The sequence below is a fragment of the Flavobacterium kayseriense genome (genome assembly GCF_014305095.1).
In the GTDB taxonomy this organism is placed as follows: Bacteria; Bacteroidota; Bacteroidia; order Flavobacteriales; family Flavobacteriaceae; genus Flavobacterium; species Flavobacterium kayseriense.
This window is the reverse complement of record NZ_JACRUI010000004.1, coordinates 1-18,772: the sequence shown is the minus strand read 5'-3', so window position 1 is coordinate 18,772 and position 18,772 is coordinate 1. Positions and strand designations below refer to the sequence as shown.

The window sequence follows — 18,772 nt, the reverse complement described above, 5'->3', positions numbered from 1 at the left end:
CAAGAATATTTATTTAAAAGCAAAAAGGGCTATCTCTCTCTTTATAGAGTGAGATAGCCCTTACCAATACTAGTTTAAATTCGACTATGATTCAATAGTAAGTATCTATGCTTTGATCTTTAAATGTCTAAATTAAATAAATTAACCTATTATTTGATGATTGCTGAACAAGCTACTCTTGCTCCTGCATCTCCTGAAGGTTGAGAAGTGAAATCGTCTGTTCCTTGATGAACAATTAATCCTTTTCCTAATATATCTTTAGTTGGGTCACCTGATCCCATATTCCATTCGTCTGTAGTCAAAGTTATAGTTCCGTTTCCATTTGCATCAGCTGTAAAATTACCAATATCCCCTTTATGGTATTCACCAACGCCCCATTTTCCATGCTTTTTAAAAGTTGGATTCCAGTGACCTCCTGCTGAGCTACCATCTGCTGCTGAACAGTCTGATTTTTCATGAATATGTATGGCATGAACTCCTGGTGTTAATCCTGATAAAATGGCAACAAATGTTACCTTACCATTTTTTTCAACAAACGTTGCAGTTCCCGACACTTTACTGTTGCTTTTAGGTTCAAAGTCAATTACTAATTTTTTAGCATCTGCTGAATTACCATTTATTTTGCATCCAACGACTAATGCTACAATTAAAACTATAGATAGAATTATTTTTTTCATGTTTATAAGATTTAGATTATTCAATAAAGTTACTTAAAATTGCCCTTCTATTCAAGGGTTTTACTGTTTTATATGGTTTTTAAAGTTTCTGTTATCTAAAATACCGGTCTAGTAAGGAAAGCGTCAAGGATTTTCATAAGTAAACTGATGTACTGCTTTAAAATAAGAAAGAGCTATATGCAAAGCTTTTAGGTGAAATTTTTCTTCGATAGATTAAAGGTAGTTTCCTGAATAAAATACTTATTAAACTTTGTTGACCCTTCAGATTTAAAATGTGAAATTATTTTGAAATTGAGAATTTTAATCATTTATAAATTCTCTTTCTGCGAATTGTTTACTTTCTATTTGGGGAATAAAAAAACCGCAACGTTTCTCAACAATTGCGGTATTTAACAAATAATCAACTAAAAAAACTATCTTTTTTCCTTAAAAGCAATAAGCATTTTCTGCAACTAATTTAGAAGTAATCGTTTCCCTTAATGCCACAATATTTGGCATATTAGTATATTTGGTAAAACGTCTTAATCCCATAAGCATCATACGTTGTTCGTCTCCTTCAACGAAAGAAATAACACTTTCTTTTCCTTTCAAAGTAACGATGTCTACAGCTTGATACAAGTATAATTTTGCCATAGCAATTTGTTCCTGTACTTTATCTTCACCTTCTTTTTTAGCTAATTTTTCTGTTCTCAGAAGAGTACTTTCAGCCATATATATTTCGATTAACATATCTGAAGCAGCCATTAATATTTGTTGGTGAGAGTCTAATTCAGTTCCAAATTTTTGAACTGCGCTACCCGCAACCATCATAAATGCTTTTTTCAGTTTTATTATCATGTCTTTTTCTTCAGCAAATAATTCAGAATAATCTGGAGTATCAAAAGAAGGAATACCCATTAATTCCTCACCAACTTTCGTAGCAGGACCTAACAAATCTACATGACCTTTCATTGCTTTTTTAATTAACATTCCAACAGATAACATTCTATTGATTTCGTTAGTACCTTCATAGATACGTGCAATACGAGCATCTCTCCAAGCACTTTCCATTGGTGTGTCTTCTGAGAATCCCATTCCACCAAAAATTTGAATTCCTTCATCTGAACAGTTTTGAACATCTTCAGAAACAGCTACTTTCAAGATAGAGCACTCGATAGCATATTCTTCAACACCTTTTAATTCTGCTTCTTGATGAGAAATACCTTCTGCTTCACGAGCGATAATTCTATCTTCTATATCTTTAGCAGCTCTGTAAGATGCACTTTCACCAGCATAACAGCTAGTTGCCATATCTGCTAATTTAGAACGGATAGCCCCAAATTGTGCAATAGGCGTATTAAACTGTACTCTCTCATTAGCATAGCTAACGGCACCTGAAATAACTCTTCTTTGCGCATCTAAACAAGCTGCTGCTAATTTAATACGACCTACATTCAAAGCGTTCATTGCGATTTTAAATCCATTTCCTCTATCAGATAACATGTTCTCTACAGGAACTTTAGTATCATTAAAGAAAACTTGACGAGTAGAAGAAGCGCGAATACCTAGTTTATGCTCTTCTTCACCCATAGAAATACCATTGTCATCCGTATTTTCGACGATGAAACCAGTAATGTTTTTATCGTCTCCAATGCGAGCAAAAACAATGAACAACGAGCAAAAACCTGCATTCGAAATCCACATTTTTTGACCAGTAATCGAGTAATATTTACCATCTTCAGATAAAACAGCTTTAGTTTTTCCTGAGTTAGCATCTGATCCAGCGCCTGGCTCAGTCAAACAATAAGCACCAAACCACTCTCCTGAAGCTAACTTAGGTACGTATTTTTGCTTTTGCTCTTCTGTTCCGTACAAAGTAATTGGCATAGTACCAATTCCTGTATGAGCTCCAAAAGCGGTTGAGAACGATCCTGTTGCTCCAGAGATGTAATCACATACTAACATAGTAGACACAAACCCCATTCCTAATCCACCATAAGCTTCAGGTACAGCAACACCAAGCAGACCTAGGTCTCCTGCTTTTTTCATACACTCTTGTGTGTACGCATAATCTTTTTTCTCAAAGCGATCTTTATGTGCCCATAATTCCTTGTCCACAAATTCTTTTACGGAATCACGCATCATTAGCTGCTCTTCCGAAAAATCTTCCGGAGTAAAGATGTCTTCGCACTTTGTTTCTTTAACTAAAAACTGACCCCCGCGGGTTACGTCTTTTTTAATTGAATCTGCCATTTTTTATGTTTTTATAAGTTTTTATAATTTGAAACCTCCTAATTGTTATCTCAGCTTAAGAGGAACCTCAATAATTGATTTTAATTTGCTTGTACAAAGACTTTCTTTTTACGATAATCACCAAAAAGAAAATCTTAATTTACATTAACTCAAATACTCCGGCACTACCTTGACCTGTACCCACGCACATCGTAACCATTCCGTATTTGTTACCACGACGTTTCATCTCATCAAATAATTGAACTGAAAGTTTTGCACCTGTACATCCAAGTGGGTGACCCATTGCAATTGCTCCACCATTTACATTGATGATATCCGGATTCAAGTTTAATTCTCTTATTACTGCTAATGATTGAGAAGCAAATGCTTCATTCAATTCAATTAACTCAATATCATTTATTGACAAACCTGCTTGTTTTAATACTTTCGGGATTGCTTTTACCGGTCCGATACCCATGATTCTAGGTTCAACACCCGCTGAAGCAAAGTTTACTAATCTTGCAATTGGTTCTAGGTTCAGTTCTTTTACCATCTCTTCGCTCATAACAAGTACGAAAGCAGCACCATCACTCATTTGTGAAGAGTTACCCGCTGTTACACTTCCACCAGCTTCAAAAACAGGTCTTAGTCCCGCTAAAGCTTCTTTTGATGTTCCAGCTCTTGGTCCTTCATCTTTGTTTACAACATACGATTTAGTTTCTTTCTTACCGTTTTCATTGATAAACGTTTGTTCTACCGTAATAGGAACAATTTGTTTGTCAAATTTACCTTCAGCTTGCGCTTTTAAGGCTTTCATATGTGAATTGTAAGCAAACTCATCTTGATCTTCTCTTGAAACGTTAAACTGTTGTGCTACTGCTTCGGCTGTTAAACCCATTCCCCAGTAGTAGTCTTCGTTTCCTGCTTTGGCAACAGCATAATCCGGAGTTGGTTTATAACCACCCATCGGAATAAAACTCATGCTCTCAGCACCACCTGCAATAATACAGTGTGCCATTCCTGATTGAATTTTGGCTGTAGCCATACCAATCGTTTCTAAACCAGATGCACAGTAACGGTTTACGGTTACTCCAGGAACATCCTCTACTTTTAATCCCATCAAAGAAATCAAACGAGCAACGTTAAGTCCTTGCTCTGCCTCAGGCATCGCATTTCCAACCATTACGTCGTCAATACGCGTTTTGTCAAAATCAGGCAGTTCATTCATCATGAATTCGATGGTTTCTGCTGCTAATTCATCAGGTCTTTTAAATCTAAAAACTCCTTTTGGTGCTTTACCAACTGCAGTTCTGTATGCTTTTACTATATAGGCTGTTTTCATAATATTGTTTTGAATTTTGAATTATAAATTTTTTGTTGAATTTTAAATATTTCGAAACATTTAAAATTCAACATTTAAAATTTAAAATAATTAATTACGTAGTGGTTTCCCTTTGGTTAACATAAATTGGATTCTTTCTAATGTTTTTCTTTCTGTACACAATGACAAGAAAGCTTCACGTTCAAGATCTAATAAATATTGTTCGCTTACCAATGTTGGTTCAGATAAATCACCACCAGCCATAACATAGGCTAGTTTGTTAGCAATTTTCTTATCGTGCTCTGAGATGTATTTACCCGCTTCCATTTGGTCTGTTCCTACTAAGAACATTCCTAAAGCTTGTTTTCCTAATACACGAACATCTGTTCTACGAATCGGTTGCGTGTAACCCGCTTCGGCCATTAGTAAAGCGTGTTTCTTAGCTTCGGCAATTTGACGGTCTTTGTTTACTACGATAACATCTTTACCGTGTTGGAGCAATCCAGTGTCAAATGCTTCGTATCCAGATGTAGATACTTTTGCCATAGCAATAGTCAAGAAATATTCTTGTAACACATTAAGCTCAACGTCATTTTTATGGAATAAATCTGAGGCACGCAACGCTAGTTCCTTAGAACCACCACCACCAGGAATCACACCTACACCAAACTCAACTAATCCCATATACGTTTCTGCAGCAGCTACTACTTTATCAGCATGTAAACTCATTTCGCATCCACCACCAAAAGTCATTCCATGTGTTGCTACTACTACTGGAATAGAAGAGTAACGCACACGCATCATAGTATCTTGGAACATTTTGATAGCCATATTCAACTCATCATATTCTTGCTCCACGGCCATCATAAAGATCATACCAATATTAGCACCTACAGAGAAGTTTCCGGCTTGATTACCAATAACTAAACCTTGATATTCCTTTTCGGCTAAATCAATGGCTTTATTGATCGCTTGTAAAACGTCACCACCAATAGTATTCATTTTTGAAAGGAACTCTAAGTTAATGATTCCATCACCAAGATCAGTGATTACACCACCACTGTTGCTCCATATTTTTTTGCTTTCGCGAATATTGTTCAAAATAATAAAATCATCTTGTCCAGGAACTTTAACTTGTGCTTTTGCAGGAATGCTGTAAAAGTGCGTTGCTCCATCTGCAACAGTGTAAAAGCTTTTGTTTCCAGCAGCTAGCATTTCTGTTACCCAAGCAGCTGGCTCTAAACCTTCCGCTTTCATAATTTCGATTCCTTTTTCTACTCCAATAGCATCCCAGATTTCGAACGGACCATTTTCCCAACCGAAACCAGCTTTCATAGCGTCGTCGATTTTGTATAATTCGTCTGATATTTCAGGTATTCTATTGGAAACATAAGCGAACATTCCAGAAAAACTTTTTCTGTAAAACTCTCCTGCTTTGTCTTTTCCTTTAACAAGAACTTTAAATCGATTGATAGGTTTATCAATTGATTTAGTTAATTCAAGTGTAGCAAAAGAAGCTTTCTTAGCCGCTCTATATTCTAAAGTATCTAAGTCTAAAGTCAGAATTTCTTTTCCTACTTTTTTGTAGAAACCTTGTCCAGTTTTGCTTCCCAACCATTTATTCTCCATCATTTTGTTTACAAACTCTGGAAGTTTAAATAAGTCGTGTTGTTCATCACTTGGGCAGTTTTCATAGATTCCGTTAGCAACATGTACTAAAGTATCTAATCCAACAACGTCTACAGTTCTAAAAGTAGCCGACTTAGGTCTACCAATTACTGGTCCAGTCAATTTATCTACTTCTTCGATAGTCAATCCCATTTCTTTAACCAAATGGAACAAACTTTGGATTCCGTAAATTCCGATACGGTTTCCAATAAATGCTGGAGTATCTTTAGCAACAACCGAAGTTTTTCCTAAAAATTTCTCTCCGTATATAGTAAGGAAGTCCAAAACTTCAGTTGAAGTTTGTGGTCCAGGGATAATTTCAAATAATTTTAAATAACGCGCAGGGTTAAAAAAGTGTGTTCCACAAAAGTGTTTCTGGAAATCTTCACTTCTTCCTTCACTCATAAAGTGAATAGGAATACCCGAAGTATTAGATGTAATCAACGTTCCTGGCTTACGGTATTTTTCCACTTGTTCAAAAACTAGTTTCTTAATATCTAGTCTCTCAACAACTACTTCAATAATCCAGTCCACATCAGCAATTTTTGCCATGTCATCAGTAGTGTTTCCAGTCTTGATACGATTGGCAAACTTTTGACTGTAAATAGGAGAGGGTTTCGATTTCAAAGCATTCATCAAATGCTCGTTAACTAAGCGATTGCGAACGACTTTACTTTCTAATGTCAATCCTTTTTTAGTTTCAATCTCAGTTAGTTCTCTTGGAACGATATCAAGTAGTAAAACTTCGACACCAATGTTGGCAAAATGGCAAGCAATTCCCGAACCCATAATTCCGGATCCAATTACTGCAACTTTTTTGATTGTGCGTTTCATACGTTGTTTTTATTTGTTTTTATTAAAATATGCTACTATTTCTAGCGTTTTAGAAAGCCATGAAATAAGTGCATACGTATTATTTTTACTTATTTCCCTACAGTATGAACATTGTCGTTTTCTTTTTTCTCATTTACCTGAAAAATATTTTTATCAACAATTAATTCATTTATAATTTCAGCTACTTCAACAAAATGTTGCAGTTTTTCCTCTGAAATATTATTTTTTACTGCCTCATTAAATTTTAAGACCGTGTTTTTAGATAATTCTCTTTTTTCTTTACCAAAAGGAGTTAGGTAAATCAAAACACCGCGTCCGTCCTCTGGATTTTTTTTTCTAATGATCAATCCTTTATCTTCCATCGATTTTAGTGTACGAGTCAAGCTCGTAGCTTCCATTCCCATTTTTGGACCTAAAGCCGTAGAGGGAGTCCCACCTTCCTTGTCAATACTCAACAAAGCAAAACCAGTCGCCATGCTCGCATCATACTTAGAGGCTTCTTCATTGTACATTCTGGCAACTGCTTGCCAAGTAGCTCGAAGGATGTAATCTATAGTTTTGTCTTTCATATTGTCGCAATCGATTTCAAATATACTAAAAATTTACTATGCATGCATAATAAATAAAACTATTTTTTTGTTAATACTACCTAAATTTAATAAATCTCTTGCAAATTACGAGCTGTTGCTTGTGAAATTCGACTTTGTACACGTACGCACAACTAGGTAATCGGGATCGTTATTAGTACAAGTGTATCTAAACATGCTGTCTTTTGTGGTGCTTCGCTTGATATCAAGAGCCCACTACTATCCCTTATGATGAGCAATAGTTTAAAATAGAATATGTTACGCTTCAATAAATACAGTAGGTGGTTGCTTTTACAAAGTTTTTCGTTGCAAAAAAGGCATAAAAAAACCACGAAAACTAATTCGTGGTTTCTACTAATTTTACTAACTGTATATCTTATCAAATAGTTTTTCGTAGATTTTTAAGATAATCTTTCTTTTCAATTTAAGAGTAGGAGTCAAGTGACCTCCTTCTATAGACCACAGATCAGGAGTTAGTTCAAATCGTTTAATTTGTTCCCAGTGTCCAAATTTTAAATTAATACCATCAACCTCTTCCTGAATACGAGCGATTACTTTTTCATTAGTAACAATTTCTTCATTTGTAGAACCAATGTTTAACTTATGGATAACTGCCCATTCTTTTACGAATTCAAAATTAGGTTGGATAAAGGCAGCAGGCATTTTTTGTCCTTCGCCTATTACCATTATTTGTTCGATAAAACGAGATTGTTTCATCATGTTTTCAATCATTTGTGGCGCAATGTACTTTCCTCCTGAGGTTTTGAACATTTCTTTCTTACGGTCGGTAATTTTCAAGAAACCATCCTTGTCAAATTCACCTATATCTCCAGTATGAAAATAACCATCTACTATTACCTCACTCGTTAATTGCTCGTCTTTAAAATAACCCATCATGACATTAGGTCCTTTACAAAGAATTTCACCATCTGCAGCGATTTTCACTTCAACTTCATCAATAACTTTACCAACGGTTCCTACTCTAAAACCATTGTTTCTAAGGTCATTTACGGAGATAACTGGTGAAGTTTCTGTTAATCCGTATCCTTCCATTACGGGGATTCCTGCGGCAGCAAAAATGCGTGTTAATCTAGTTTGCAAAGCCGCACTTCCTGATACCATTAGTTCAAGATTTCCTCCTAGCCCTTCTTTCCATTTACTAAAGATAAGTTTACGCGCAATTTTTAACTGAAATTCATACCAAGCGCCATTTGCTCCATACGGTTCATAACGTAAACCTAAATCGATAGCCCAAAAAAACAAACTTTTTTTGATTCCTGTTAATTCTGCTCCCTTAGCGTATATTTTATCGTATACTTTTTCTAATAATCGTGGTACAGCAGTAATAACCGTGGGTTTGACTTCTTTAATGTTGTCACTAATTTTCTCGATAGATTCTCCAAAGTAAATAGATACACCATAATATTGGTACAAATACAATATCATTCTTTCAAAAATGTGGCAAACTGGTAAAAAGCTTAATGCGCGACTACTTCCTGCTTCAAATGGTATTCTTGGCGCACTGTTCAAAACATCCGAAACAATATTTTTATGCGATAACATGACTCCTTTAGGGCGTCCTGTAGTTCCTGATGTATAGATGATAGTCGCTAAATCTTCTGTACTTACATTATTTTTGCAGGTTTCTACATCGATTTGATTGCTTTGGTCTTCACCTAAAACCAATAATTCACTCCAGTTTTTGCAGTTTGCTATAGTATCAAAACTAAATACTTCTTTTAAGTTAGGAACCTTATCGCGGATTAAATTAATTTTAGCCAGAACTTCTGTATCAGATACAAAACAGTACATTGCTTCAGAGTGGTTTAATATATACTCATAATCTTGTTCTGATATTGTTGGATAAATAGGTACTGTTTGTGCACCTGTTTGAAGCACACCAATATCCATAATATTCCATTCTGTTCTGTTACTAGAAGAAATCAAAGCAATTTTGTCACCTTTTTTTATACCCATTCTCAATAAAGCTCTTGAGATCGTATTGGCTTTAGCAATATATTCTTGAGTTGAAGTTTTTACCCACACACCATTTACTTTGCTAGTGAGAGCATCAGGAATGCTAGTGAATTTATCTTGTTGATAATAGGGAAAATCAAAGAGGCGTGTTATAGGAGTCATCATTGGAATATCGTATTTATTCGCAAATTAAATAAAAATTAGTGATATTTTTTAATTTTCAAAAATTAAATAGCAAAATAGAACTTAATTACACAAACTTTACAAAGTTGTACTAAAAATATAGTAAGCATATATACTCAATATGTAAGTAATGGAGGTCTTTACGGTTAGTACATAAGAGTAAGTAATCCTTTAGTAAATATGTCTCACTATGATTTGCGCATCCACAGACAAGGATACTATGTCAATTTTTATTAAGTAATGATTCATTACCTAGTATTTTACAAGAAACTATTTGTACCCGATTTTATTATTTTTTCATATCTTTCAAATAAATATAAATATTATGAAAAAAACGCTATTCCTTGTAACCATTCTGTTTAGTACTATTTCCTTTGCTCAAGACACATACCTGCACTGCGGTAAAATTATTGATACCAAAACGGGTAAAGTTTTAAGTAATAAAACCATCATCGTATCCAATAATATGATAAAAGCTGTTCAAGATGGTTTTATTAATCCAACTAACGCACTAGATAAAGCGATTGATCTAAAAACTAAAACAGTTATGCCAGGCTGGATCGATATGCACGTGCACGTAGAGGAGGAAACGAGCCCCACGCATTATGGAGACGAATTTACATTGAATGATGCCGATATTGCTTTTAATTCCATTGGATATGCTAAAACTACTTTAATGGCTGGATTTACAACCGTAAGAGATTTAGGCGGTACGGGTATTAATGTGTCTTTAAGAAACGCAATTAATAAAGGAAAAGTAGTTGGGCCAAGGATTTTAACGGCTGAGAAGGCATTAGCCTCTACTGGAGGACATGCTGATCCTACAAATGGTTATCGCAAAGATTTAATGGGAAATCCGGGTCCTAATGAAGGTGTCGTTAATGGTGTTGATGATGCCAAACAAGCAGTGAGACAACGGTATAAAAATGGTGCCGATTGGATTAAGATTACGGCTACAGGTGGTGTGTTATCGGTAGCAAAAAGCGGAACTAATGCTCAATTTACTCAAGAGGAAATGGATGCGATAATCGCAACAGCAAAAGATTATGGGTTGCAAGTTGCCGCGCATGCACATGGAGATGACGGAATGCAACGAGCTATAAAAGCTGGGGTAAAAACTATTGAGCACGGTACAGAAATGAGTGATGCTACAATGGATTTAATGATAAAATACAATGCCTACTATATCCCTACACTTTCTGCGGGGAGTTTTGTAGCTGAGAAAGCATTAATTCCTAATTATTATCCTGCAATTGTAGTCCCTAAAGCATTGGCGATTGGACCAAGAATCAAAGCTACTTTTGCAAAAGCATATAAAAAAGGAGTGCCAATTGGTTTTGGTACCGATGCAGCTGTTTTTCCTCATGGAGAGAATGCGAAAGAGTTCATTTATATGCAAGAGGCGGGGATGCCAGCCATGAAAACGATACAAGCGGCTACTATAGTTAATGCAACTATTTTAGAAATGGAAAAAAAGATAGGAGCTTTAGAGGTAGGGTATTTAGCTGATATCGTTGCCACAAATGACGATCCTACAAAAGATATTACTACCGTGACTAATGTCGTATTTGTTATGAAAGACGGAATAGTTTACAAGCAATTGTAAACGCTACGGTATTAAGAGGTAATTATAATTAAAGATTTCCTTTCTATTCCTTAGAAAAAGGTATTTGCATGAGATAGTTTAAACTCACTGTCCTTGCAAATACCTTTTTTTTTATTGTTCTCAAATCGCAATCAAAAAGTTCTTTGTTTTAAAGGATGTAAATTACCTAAATTAGGTATTATTTTAACTCGATTTTATCAATAACAAGTTTGAAATTCTCTTTCTTTTTATTGCCTATTAAAAAGGTGATTTCTTCTATAGAATCTTTAGCAAAATTAGGCTGATTGAGTTTTCTTCCCCTAAAGGAAGGATAAAAGTCTTCCAATAGAAATACGATGTCTTGCCAAGTACCTGATGTATTGAAGGGAAGGATGTATGAGTAATATTCGCCAGAATCAGACTTGATTCTCAATTGGTATTGTTTACCATCTCCTTGTACCCTAATTAGTATGCTCGAAAATTGTTTTATTTGTTTTTTCGGAAAACGGTAACGCACCGAGGAAAATCCGCCGTTGTTATCTAGAGAAATACTCCCTTCAAAGACGCCATGACCTTCCTTAGTTAATGAAATCGTGCTTGATGATTCACCTCCCATCACGACATCATTTACTATAATCCAATCTTTTATGGAAGCATTTTTTGTAAAGTCAAATAATAGGTTGGATTGTAGAGTGGAAAATAAAAGTATCATAGTAAGTAGTAGTTGCATGATTAGTTAAGTTATATAATTCAAATATAGAGCATAATCGTTTGTTTTCCAATCTAGGTTTATCTTCGATTGGGATATAGTACTTCTTTTTTGTAGTTAAAGTAGTTAGGAATGAAACGCATTTTGATTCACCTAATAAAATTTGTTTAACAAAAATACAAAAAGATTAAACAAAATCAAATTATTAGTTTTATATTTGTGATCTAATTAATTAACAAAATATAAAAAATATGAAAAAGTTAGGTCTTATTTTAACAATGGTAATTACAGGATTTTTATCAAACGGGGCTTTTGCTCAAGGAACAGTAGTAGATGTTGCAGTAGGGAATAAAGATTTCTCTACCTTAGTAGCTGCTCTAAAGGCGGCTGATTTAGTAACTGCTTTACAAGGCGATGGTCCATTTACTGTTTTTGCTCCAACCAATAGCGCTTTCGCTAAAATTGATTCGAAAACATTAAATTCTTTGTTAGAACCAGCGAATCAAAAAGCATTAGCAAACATTTTAACCTATCACGTAGTTTCAGGTAAATTAGCAGCCACTGATGTTGTTGCTGCTCTAAAAGCAGGTAACGGACTAGTTGAACTAAAAGCTTTAAATGGCCAAGTTTTAACTGTTACGCAAAAAGATGGTAAAATTTGGTTGAAAGACACTAATGGTAATTACAGCGAGATTGTAGTTACTGATGTAATGGGATCTAATGGAGTAATCCATGTGATTGACTCTGTTGTTATGCCAAAATAATTAAAAGTCGCTTTCCAAGAATACAAATAGCCTCGAATTTACTCGAGGCTATTTTTTGTTGTATAACTACTATAAGTTCGATGAACGGATATTGTTTAATTAGCTGGATAATTATAATTAACACAGCTAGAAAGAGTAAAAGGTAAGTGGTACTAATTTTGACTTTAGGTTGGTAAATTACTATTGTTTTATTGTAAAACTTGCTCAAGTTTACTATGCATAATTAGTGAAAAACTTATTTGAATGTAGACTTTGCTTTTAAAAATTCAAGTACTGGCTTTAAACTTTCAATTGGACTCTCTTCCATTGGAGTGTGTCCTGTTTTTTCTATAATATGGAGCATGCTGTTAGGCAGATCAGTGTGAAACCGTGCCGCATTTTCTATCGGAATTAATAAATCATTAGATCCCCACAAAACTAATGTAGGTTGGTTAATTTTTTTAATCTTCTTGTAGGCGTTTGTATCCTTTACTATAGCAAAACGATCAATAAATGCCTGACGATTACCTTCTCTTAAGGTTAGTTCATAATATCGATCTACTAAGGAGGGAGTAACTTTTGTTGCATCATAATAGATGTTTTCAATACTAGATTTTACGATAAAACGGGGCGTTATGTAGGTTAAGATTTTGTTTAGCACGGGAGTTTGGCCAATTTGAAAGGCGAGAGGTACACTCTTTGACACTACTGGATAACCCGTAGCATCAATCAAGATCAATTTATCAACCCTTTGTGGGTGTTTAAAAGTATAATTCCAAGCGATTTCTCCTCCAAGGGAATTCCCAACGATAATACAATGCTTAACTTTCAAGGCATCTAGAAAATTTTGAATAAATAGGGTATAATTTTCAATCGAGTAGTTTCCGTGGGAAAACGGACCTGTTAATCCGTAGGCAGGCAAATCCATACGGATCACTCTATTGGTGTTTTTTAATTGGTTTGTCCAAGAATCAAAAGTATGTAAACTTGCCGCTGTGCCATGAATAAGTACTATTGGAATACTATCCATTTTATCACCTTCATCCCGATAATGTACCTGCATTTCGTTAACTTCAATAAACGACGAACTGGCTGTAGCATATTTGGTTTTTAGCTCCTGCAATGGAATATCTTTATGACCAAAAATTAGGGTTATAGCGATACTAACCATGATCAAAATGCTAATTATGATTTTTAAAAATCTAAATAAATATTTCATAGATAATTGCTGCTTGATTTTTCTAAAAAGTTGGTATGTTATTAAACGGAATTTGATGCATCGCATGTTCTGCAATAGCCGTTATGGATAAAGAGGGATTTACTCCGGGGTTTGCTGAAATCATTGAACCATCAATTATATAAAGGTTTTCATAGCCAAAGACTTTATTGTTTTTGTCGATCACGCCTTCACTTGAAGTCGCACCCATGACCGCACCTCCTAAAATATGAGCTGTTGAGGGAATTCCTGCAATTGTTTCGATAGCAAAGGACGTACTAACACCATTTACGGCCTTACTGTATTCTTTAATTAATTTAACCGATTCTGGAATGAAAGGAGAGGGTTTTTTGCCGGAGGTTACCGTAGAGTTCATAAAGCCTAAAAAGTTTATTTTAAGTTTTAGAGTACTGTCTAACGTTTGCATAAAAAGCAGAACAACGGTTTTTTTTGCCCAACTATTTCTAAAATAGATAGTAAAATAGGTTACTGGTGATTTTAATAATGACCAAAGGACTCTTGCTATACGTACTATAGTATTTTTTCCACTAACATAGGGTAAGTGAATTAATTTCCATGCATTTGAACCTTCGGAATAACGACATATTTCTAAGTGGCTATTTTCGTCGACATCAAGAATACTTCCTATAGCTACCCCTTTTGAAAAGTTTTTGTCGTTATCCAAAGTTGAAACACTCACCAAAGTCTCATTGTTAGTTCTGATATCTTCTCCTAAACGATCAGATAGATGAGGTAATGATTTCGATTTTAACTGCAATAGTAATTTTACAGTGCCTAGTACACCACCTGAAAAAATAACACTTTTACTTCTAATTTTAATTTTCTTGCTAATGAATGAGGTACTTGATTTGATGAAGACTTCATAGCCATTAGATCCATCAGTAGTGCCAATGGGAGTTACATTATACACTTCTTGTTCAGCCATAATCACTGCGCCGTAATGCTGTGCCAGGTATAAATAATTCTTGTCAAGGGTGTTTTTAGAATTATTTCTGCAGCCGGTCATACAGGCTCCGCAAAAATTACAACCTGTTCGAGCCGGTCCCAGACCATCAAAATAAGGATCTGCTTTGGTCACATTTTCTTCATCAAAATAAACGGCAACATTAGTTGCATCAAATTTATCTTCAAGACCTAAATTTTGAGCTACCTTTTTTAATCCCAAATCGCCATCAAATAATTTTGGATTTTTTGCTGCACCAAGCATTTTTAGCGCTTCTTGGTAAAAGGGAGCCAGTTCTTGTTCCCAATCTTTAAGTGTGCTCCAACTTCCCGTTTTAAAAAAGGTAGATTTTGGAATAGGTAAAGTGTTGGCATAAACTAAGGAACCACCACCAACACCAGTACCGGATAGCACAGCTACATGTTTAAATATCGTTAATTTCATGATACCAAAAAAACGAAGACCTGGCATCCAAAGCCATTTTTTAAAATTCCAATTGGTTTTAGGGAAATCGTTGGCTTGGAACCACTTTCCTTTTTCAATTACTGCAACTTTATACCCTTTTTTTGATAAGCGTAAAGCACTTACAGATCCTCCAAAACCACTTCCTACAATGACATAATCGAATTCCATTTACTTTACTGATTTTAAAGGTTACTGCATTCTAGCTAATTTAATTCGTTTTTATTGAAAACTTTAAAGAGAAGTAGGTACTGCATTATTTTTTTGTGCGTAAAAATAGCATGGCAATAGCAGTTGTTAATATTCCCATTACTAAAGCACCGACAGCCCCTTGGATAGCATAATTTTCATAATTAAAATAGGCTTGTGCTTCAGTTATTGTGCTGTAATATTCTAATTCAACTGATCGTTTAATCACATTTGGGAAATAATCAGGCGTAATGAAATAAGTAGTTATATACTGGGTAAGCGGACTAATTATTGCAATAATTATACTTAAAATTAAACCAGAAATTAATCCTTGTTTGTAGGTCATTTTACCGTGATAAAACACGCTTTTTTTCTCTTTGAGAGCTAGAACCATAATAGTAATGGCAGGTATTGCAAATAAGTTTGTTAAGTAGACATGATAATCGATATAAACATCATGCAAGCCACTAACTTTTTCTAATACCATCCAAAGCAATCCTGCGATTGAGAAAATTATCGCCCATTTGATTTCGATTTTACTATCCATTTTTTTACTTTTTTAAAGACTGCCTGATAAATATATCATTTTTCACGAAACAATAAATCATTTTGAACAAAATGTTCCTATTAGCTCAATAATTTACTTACTTCTTATTACTGCTTTTATAATATCAAGCTAATTTATAAGCAAATAGAAGGCAAAAGCGCTTTTGCAATGAAAATTTAAATAAATAGCAATAACGATTGGTTTGCTAGGATATATACTCCTTGAAAAGTATATTTTATAATTTCTACTTTTTATTAGTTTGACAGCTTAGCTTGGTAGTAGGCCATTTTATCCTGGTTTCCCTTAGCTTTCCACAGTAAGTACAAGTTACTTATTATTGCTGTTGATGTGCCATACTTGAGTGCCAATTCATAATTTATTATGGCTTCATCCGTTTTGTTTTGCACTAAATATACGGTACCAAGATTGCTGTAAGATTGAAAGTAATCAGGGGAATTAGCCTGTAAACTACGGTTGTAATATTGTATAGCCTGATCATAATTTTTCTCATATTGAAATAAAATAAAACCTAAATTTTTAAGAGCAAAGTAGTTTTTTGGGTCATTATTAACTGCTTGCTCAAAAATTGATTTAGCTCTCGCTGTAGCATTAGTCTCAAGTAAACTATGACCAAATGCATTTAAAAAATTCGGAAATTTATTTGAACCTCCATACTTTTCAAATGGTACACTGCATTTTTCAAAAAATTGTCTTGCTGCAACATATTTTTTATTTTTATAAGCCGCAAAGCCATTGTTTATGGCTTCAATGAAGTTTTTTTCCTCTGTAGAGCTGGTGTTTTTGCCTGAATTTAATGTTTTTGCTTCGTCGATCCTACCTAATTTAAGATAGCAAAACGATAAATTAGTGGTGATTTGGTCATTATTTCCATATTCTAATGCTTTTTTGTAAAATAAGATAGCACTTTTAAAATCACCCCCTTTTTGATAAGAAAGCGCAAGATTTTGATAGGTGGAAAAAAAGTCTGGGGAACTTGCTAGAAGTGCTTTCTGATAATATTCAACTGCAACTTGATACTCTTTCTCATTAAAAGAAATCATTCCTAATTTGAATAATCCATAAAAGAAATTTGGGTTTTCAACTGCTTGTAAAAATCTTTGTTTTGCTGCAACGGTATCCTTTAACCTCAAATAGCAATCAGCAAGGTCAGCTAAAAAAAGAGATGTCTTTGGATTATTTCCTATGATAGAATCTGCTATTTTATAATGAAATACAGCCTCTTGAAGTAATATTTTGGAAGAGTTTTGGCTTTTTTCAAAATTGATGGAGTCCAGCGCTACTGCTTCTGCCTGCTGTTTTATATTGTCGGCATATAACATATGTGTACGCCAACTTTTTGGAGAATCACTAATTCCTGCGGTAGTAAGCGTTAAATTATTTTTCCATACTGCAGTTCTCGTGATACTTTTTGAAGCGTATAGTATAACAAAAGGTAAGACAATCAAGATGGTTGTTAGACTATTTTTTGTCACCTTAAGTTGGATCGCTATTGAGTATATGCCATAAACTAAGATGATACAAAAGGCTAGTGATGGTACAAACATAAATCGTTCAGCCACTGTAGCACCAATGGTTATTGCAGGTACTATATTTGAAAATATCGAGAAAGTAACCAAGTAAAATAAAATTGCAAAACTTAGAATAGTTTTTTTCTTAAAACCTATACTTGCAACATAAATCAATACACTGAAAAGAATTAAACTCAATACAACCCAGCCATCGCTCATCGTTTTAATGGCTATTTGATTAAAGGAATAATCCCAAGATAGTGGATGTGGAAAAATTAATAATTTTATATAAAATAGATAAATATAAAAATTGGTAGCTACTCTCTCTGTTCCTTCAAGAGAGTAAATTATATTATTTAAAATGGTATCATAGCCATTGTTTGCTGCATCGAGTACTATAGACCTGATTATGAGATAGACTCCAGCTGCAATAACAAAGGGTATAGTTTGCACTAAAGATTCTTTTAGGCTTAAGTTTAAAAAATACCACGATAGTAGAAAAAGCACAGCAATAAACGTTAAACTTTCTTCTTTTGAAAGTAGTGCAGTGAAGAAGAGTAAACCAACCACCATCTTTTTCCAAGGTAGTTGATTAGTAAAGTTAAGCATCCAATAATTTACCGCACTAAAAGCAAACAGGCAGGATAGAAGGGTATCTCTACTTTTAATACTAGCTACAGCCTCAACATGTATGGGATGAACCGCAAAAAGTAGCAGAATTAATAAGGGAATTGTAAATGGAATATTTTTTAAGTTAAAAAGTCCCACCAAAAATAACCCTATGGCTACAAGTGTTAAAAAGTAAAGGACAATATTAATTGCATGTCCGTAGGCAGGATTAAATTCATTGAAAACTTGTTTTTCTAAAGCAAAAGTAAAAAGCGTAAATGGGCGATAAATTCCTGAATTATTGGAGTCTGAATTTATAAAATTCATACTTCCGTATTGAAATAAGTCAGTAGTAGATTTTAATCCTTTTGAAGTTGCGGTGTTTAGGTGTGAATAAATACCATCATCTGCGGTATATTCATAATTGTACGTTTGAAAATAAAGAGAACAACCAAAAAGTGAAATCAGGAGTATTCCTAAAAGATGCGTTCTAGAGATTATCATTTTTTGAATACTATATTTCATTTTATAACTTTTATAATTTTTTAGCTGCTTAAAATTTTAGAGGACACTACCGAAAATTAAATATGGTTTCCTCAATCTATTTCAAAAAGTAGTCTTAAAAATCGGTTTGTAATTTACCTTTCAAATATAAAATAAATATAAAATTTAAAAAATTAAAACTGTTGCATTAAGTTATTGAATTCTCCGTCAATTTTGTCTTGTCCTGATATAGGTTGACTATTTTTGGTTGTTTACTA

General features: G+C 34.2%; 13 protein-coding genes. 2 read left to right on the top strand and 11 right to left on the bottom strand.

Annotation, left to right across the window (positions count from 1 at the left end; all coding sequences use genetic code 11):
- Window positions 1-149: 149 nt before the first annotated feature.
- From H8R22_RS11425 to H8R22_RS11400, 6 genes are all read right to left on the bottom strand, one after another.
- Window positions 150-677 carry a superoxide dismutase family protein gene (locus tag H8R22_RS11425; protein WP_187010520.1) on the bottom strand — a complete coding sequence of 176 codons (528 nt, stop codon included), beginning with the start codon at window positions 675-677 and terminating at the stop codon, window positions 150-152.
- 426 nt (window positions 678-1,103) lie between these two features.
- Window positions 1,104-2,909 (bottom strand): acyl-CoA dehydrogenase family protein, encoded by a 1,806-nt coding sequence (locus tag H8R22_RS11420; protein WP_187010519.1) that lies wholly within the window; start codon window positions 2,907-2,909, stop codon window positions 1,104-1,106.
- A gap of 139 nt (window positions 2,910-3,048) precedes the next feature.
- A complete protein-coding gene (locus H8R22_RS11415; protein ID WP_187010518.1) occupies window positions 3,049-4,230 on the bottom strand; it encodes an acetyl-CoA C-acyltransferase in 1,182 nt (393 codons plus the stop codon).
- 90 nt (window positions 4,231-4,320) lie between these two features.
- Window positions 4,321-6,711 (bottom strand): 3-hydroxyacyl-CoA dehydrogenase/enoyl-CoA hydratase family protein, encoded by a 2,391-nt coding sequence (locus tag H8R22_RS11410; RefSeq protein WP_187010517.1) that lies wholly within the window; start codon window positions 6,709-6,711, stop codon window positions 4,321-4,323.
- A gap of 89 nt (window positions 6,712-6,800) precedes the next feature.
- Complete coding sequence (locus H8R22_RS11405; protein ID WP_187010516.1) at window positions 6,801-7,280, bottom strand: MarR family winged helix-turn-helix transcriptional regulator; 480 nt, start codon at window positions 7,278-7,280, stop codon at window positions 6,801-6,803.
- 381 nt (window positions 7,281-7,661) lie between these two features.
- On the bottom strand, window positions 7,662-9,437 hold the full coding sequence (locus tag H8R22_RS11400) for an AMP-dependent synthetase/ligase (protein WP_187010877.1): 1,776 nt from the start codon (window positions 9,435-9,437) through the stop codon (window positions 7,662-7,664).
- 346 nt (window positions 9,438-9,783) lie between these two features.
- Between H8R22_RS11400 and H8R22_RS11395 the strand changes: the two genes are divergently transcribed.
- Window positions 9,784-11,064 (top strand): metal-dependent hydrolase family protein, encoded by a 1,281-nt coding sequence (locus H8R22_RS11395; RefSeq protein ID WP_187010515.1) that lies wholly within the window; start codon window positions 9,784-9,786, stop codon window positions 11,062-11,064.
- 178 nt (window positions 11,065-11,242) lie between these two features.
- Here the strand turns inward: H8R22_RS11395 and H8R22_RS11390 are convergent, their stop codons facing one another.
- The gene (locus H8R22_RS11390) at window positions 11,243-11,773 is read right to left on the bottom strand and encodes a CIA30 family protein (RefSeq protein ID WP_187010514.1); all 531 of its coding nucleotides are present in this window, start codon (window positions 11,771-11,773) and stop codon (window positions 11,243-11,245) included.
- Window positions 11,774-12,003: 230 nt separating this feature from the next.
- Between H8R22_RS11390 and H8R22_RS11385 the strand changes: the two genes are divergently transcribed.
- Window positions 12,004-12,516: a fasciclin domain-containing protein gene (locus H8R22_RS11385; protein ID WP_187010513.1), complete on the top strand. Its 513-nt coding sequence runs from the start codon at window positions 12,004-12,006 to the stop codon at window positions 12,514-12,516.
- A 235-nt stretch (window positions 12,517-12,751) separates the two neighbouring features.
- On the opposite strand, the gene H8R22_RS11380 is transcribed toward H8R22_RS11385, so the two are convergent.
- The 4 genes from H8R22_RS11380 to H8R22_RS11365 all read right to left on the bottom strand — a co-directional run bounded on the left by H8R22_RS11380 (window position 12,752) and on the right by H8R22_RS11365 (window position 18,536).
- Entirely contained in the window at window positions 12,752-13,714 is a 963-nt protein-coding gene (locus H8R22_RS11380) for an alpha/beta fold hydrolase (protein ID WP_187010512.1), read from the bottom strand.
- A 22-nt stretch (window positions 13,715-13,736) separates the two neighbouring features.
- Window positions 13,737-15,308, bottom strand: a complete 1,572-nt coding sequence (locus H8R22_RS11375; protein ID WP_187010511.1) for a GMC oxidoreductase — start codon at window positions 15,306-15,308, stop codon at window positions 13,737-13,739.
- An 85-nt stretch (window positions 15,309-15,393) separates the two neighbouring features.
- Complete coding sequence (locus tag H8R22_RS11370; protein ID WP_187010510.1) at window positions 15,394-15,873, bottom strand: DUF4199 domain-containing protein; 480 nt, start codon at window positions 15,871-15,873, stop codon at window positions 15,394-15,396.
- Between the two features lie 254 nt (window positions 15,874-16,127).
- A complete protein-coding gene (locus tag H8R22_RS11365; RefSeq protein ID WP_187010509.1) occupies window positions 16,128-18,536 on the bottom strand; it encodes a tetratricopeptide repeat protein in 2,409 nt (802 codons plus the stop codon).
- Window positions 18,537-18,772 lie beyond the last annotated feature (236 nt).

Excerpts from the sequence above, each read along its gene's own strand:
- H8R22_RS11365 (WP_187010509.1), bottom strand. The coding sequence starts at position 18,536 with ATGAAATATAGTATTCAAAAAATGATAATCTCTAGAACGCATCTTTTA.
- H8R22_RS11405 (WP_187010516.1), bottom strand. The coding sequence starts at position 7,280 with ATGAAAGACAAAACTATAGATTACATCCTTCGAGCTACTTGGCAAGCA.
- H8R22_RS11390 (WP_187010514.1), bottom strand. The coding sequence starts at position 11,773 with ATGCAACTACTACTTACTATGATACTTTTATTTTCCACTCTACAATCC.
- H8R22_RS11410 (WP_187010517.1), bottom strand. The coding sequence starts at position 6,711 with ATGAAACGCACAATCAAAAAAGTTGCAGTAATTGGATCCGGAATTATG.
- H8R22_RS11375 (WP_187010511.1), bottom strand. The coding sequence starts at position 15,308 with ATGGAATTCGATTATGTCATTGTAGGAAGTGGTTTTGGAGGATCTGTA.
- H8R22_RS11400 (WP_187010877.1), bottom strand. The coding sequence starts at position 9,437 with ATGACTCCTATAACACGCCTCTTTGATTTTCCCTATTATCAACAAGAT.
- H8R22_RS11385 (WP_187010513.1), top strand. The coding sequence starts at position 12,004 with ATGAAAAAGTTAGGTCTTATTTTAACAATGGTAATTACAGGATTTTTA.
- H8R22_RS11415 (WP_187010518.1), bottom strand. The coding sequence starts at position 4,230 with ATGAAAACAGCCTATATAGTAAAAGCATACAGAACTGCAGTTGGTAAA.
- H8R22_RS11380 (WP_187010512.1), bottom strand. The coding sequence starts at position 13,714 with ATGAAATATTTATTTAGATTTTTAAAAATCATAATTAGCATTTTGATC.
- H8R22_RS11425 (WP_187010520.1), bottom strand. The coding sequence starts at position 677 with ATGAAAAAAATAATTCTATCTATAGTTTTAATTGTAGCATTAGTCGTT.
- H8R22_RS11420 (WP_187010519.1), bottom strand. The coding sequence starts at position 2,909 with ATGGCAGATTCAATTAAAAAAGACGTAACCCGCGGGGGTCAGTTTTTA.
- H8R22_RS11395 (WP_187010515.1), top strand. The coding sequence starts at position 9,784 with ATGAAAAAAACGCTATTCCTTGTAACCATTCTGTTTAGTACTATTTCC.
- H8R22_RS11370 (WP_187010510.1), bottom strand. The coding sequence starts at position 15,873 with ATGGATAGTAAAATCGAAATCAAATGGGCGATAATTTTCTCAATCGCA.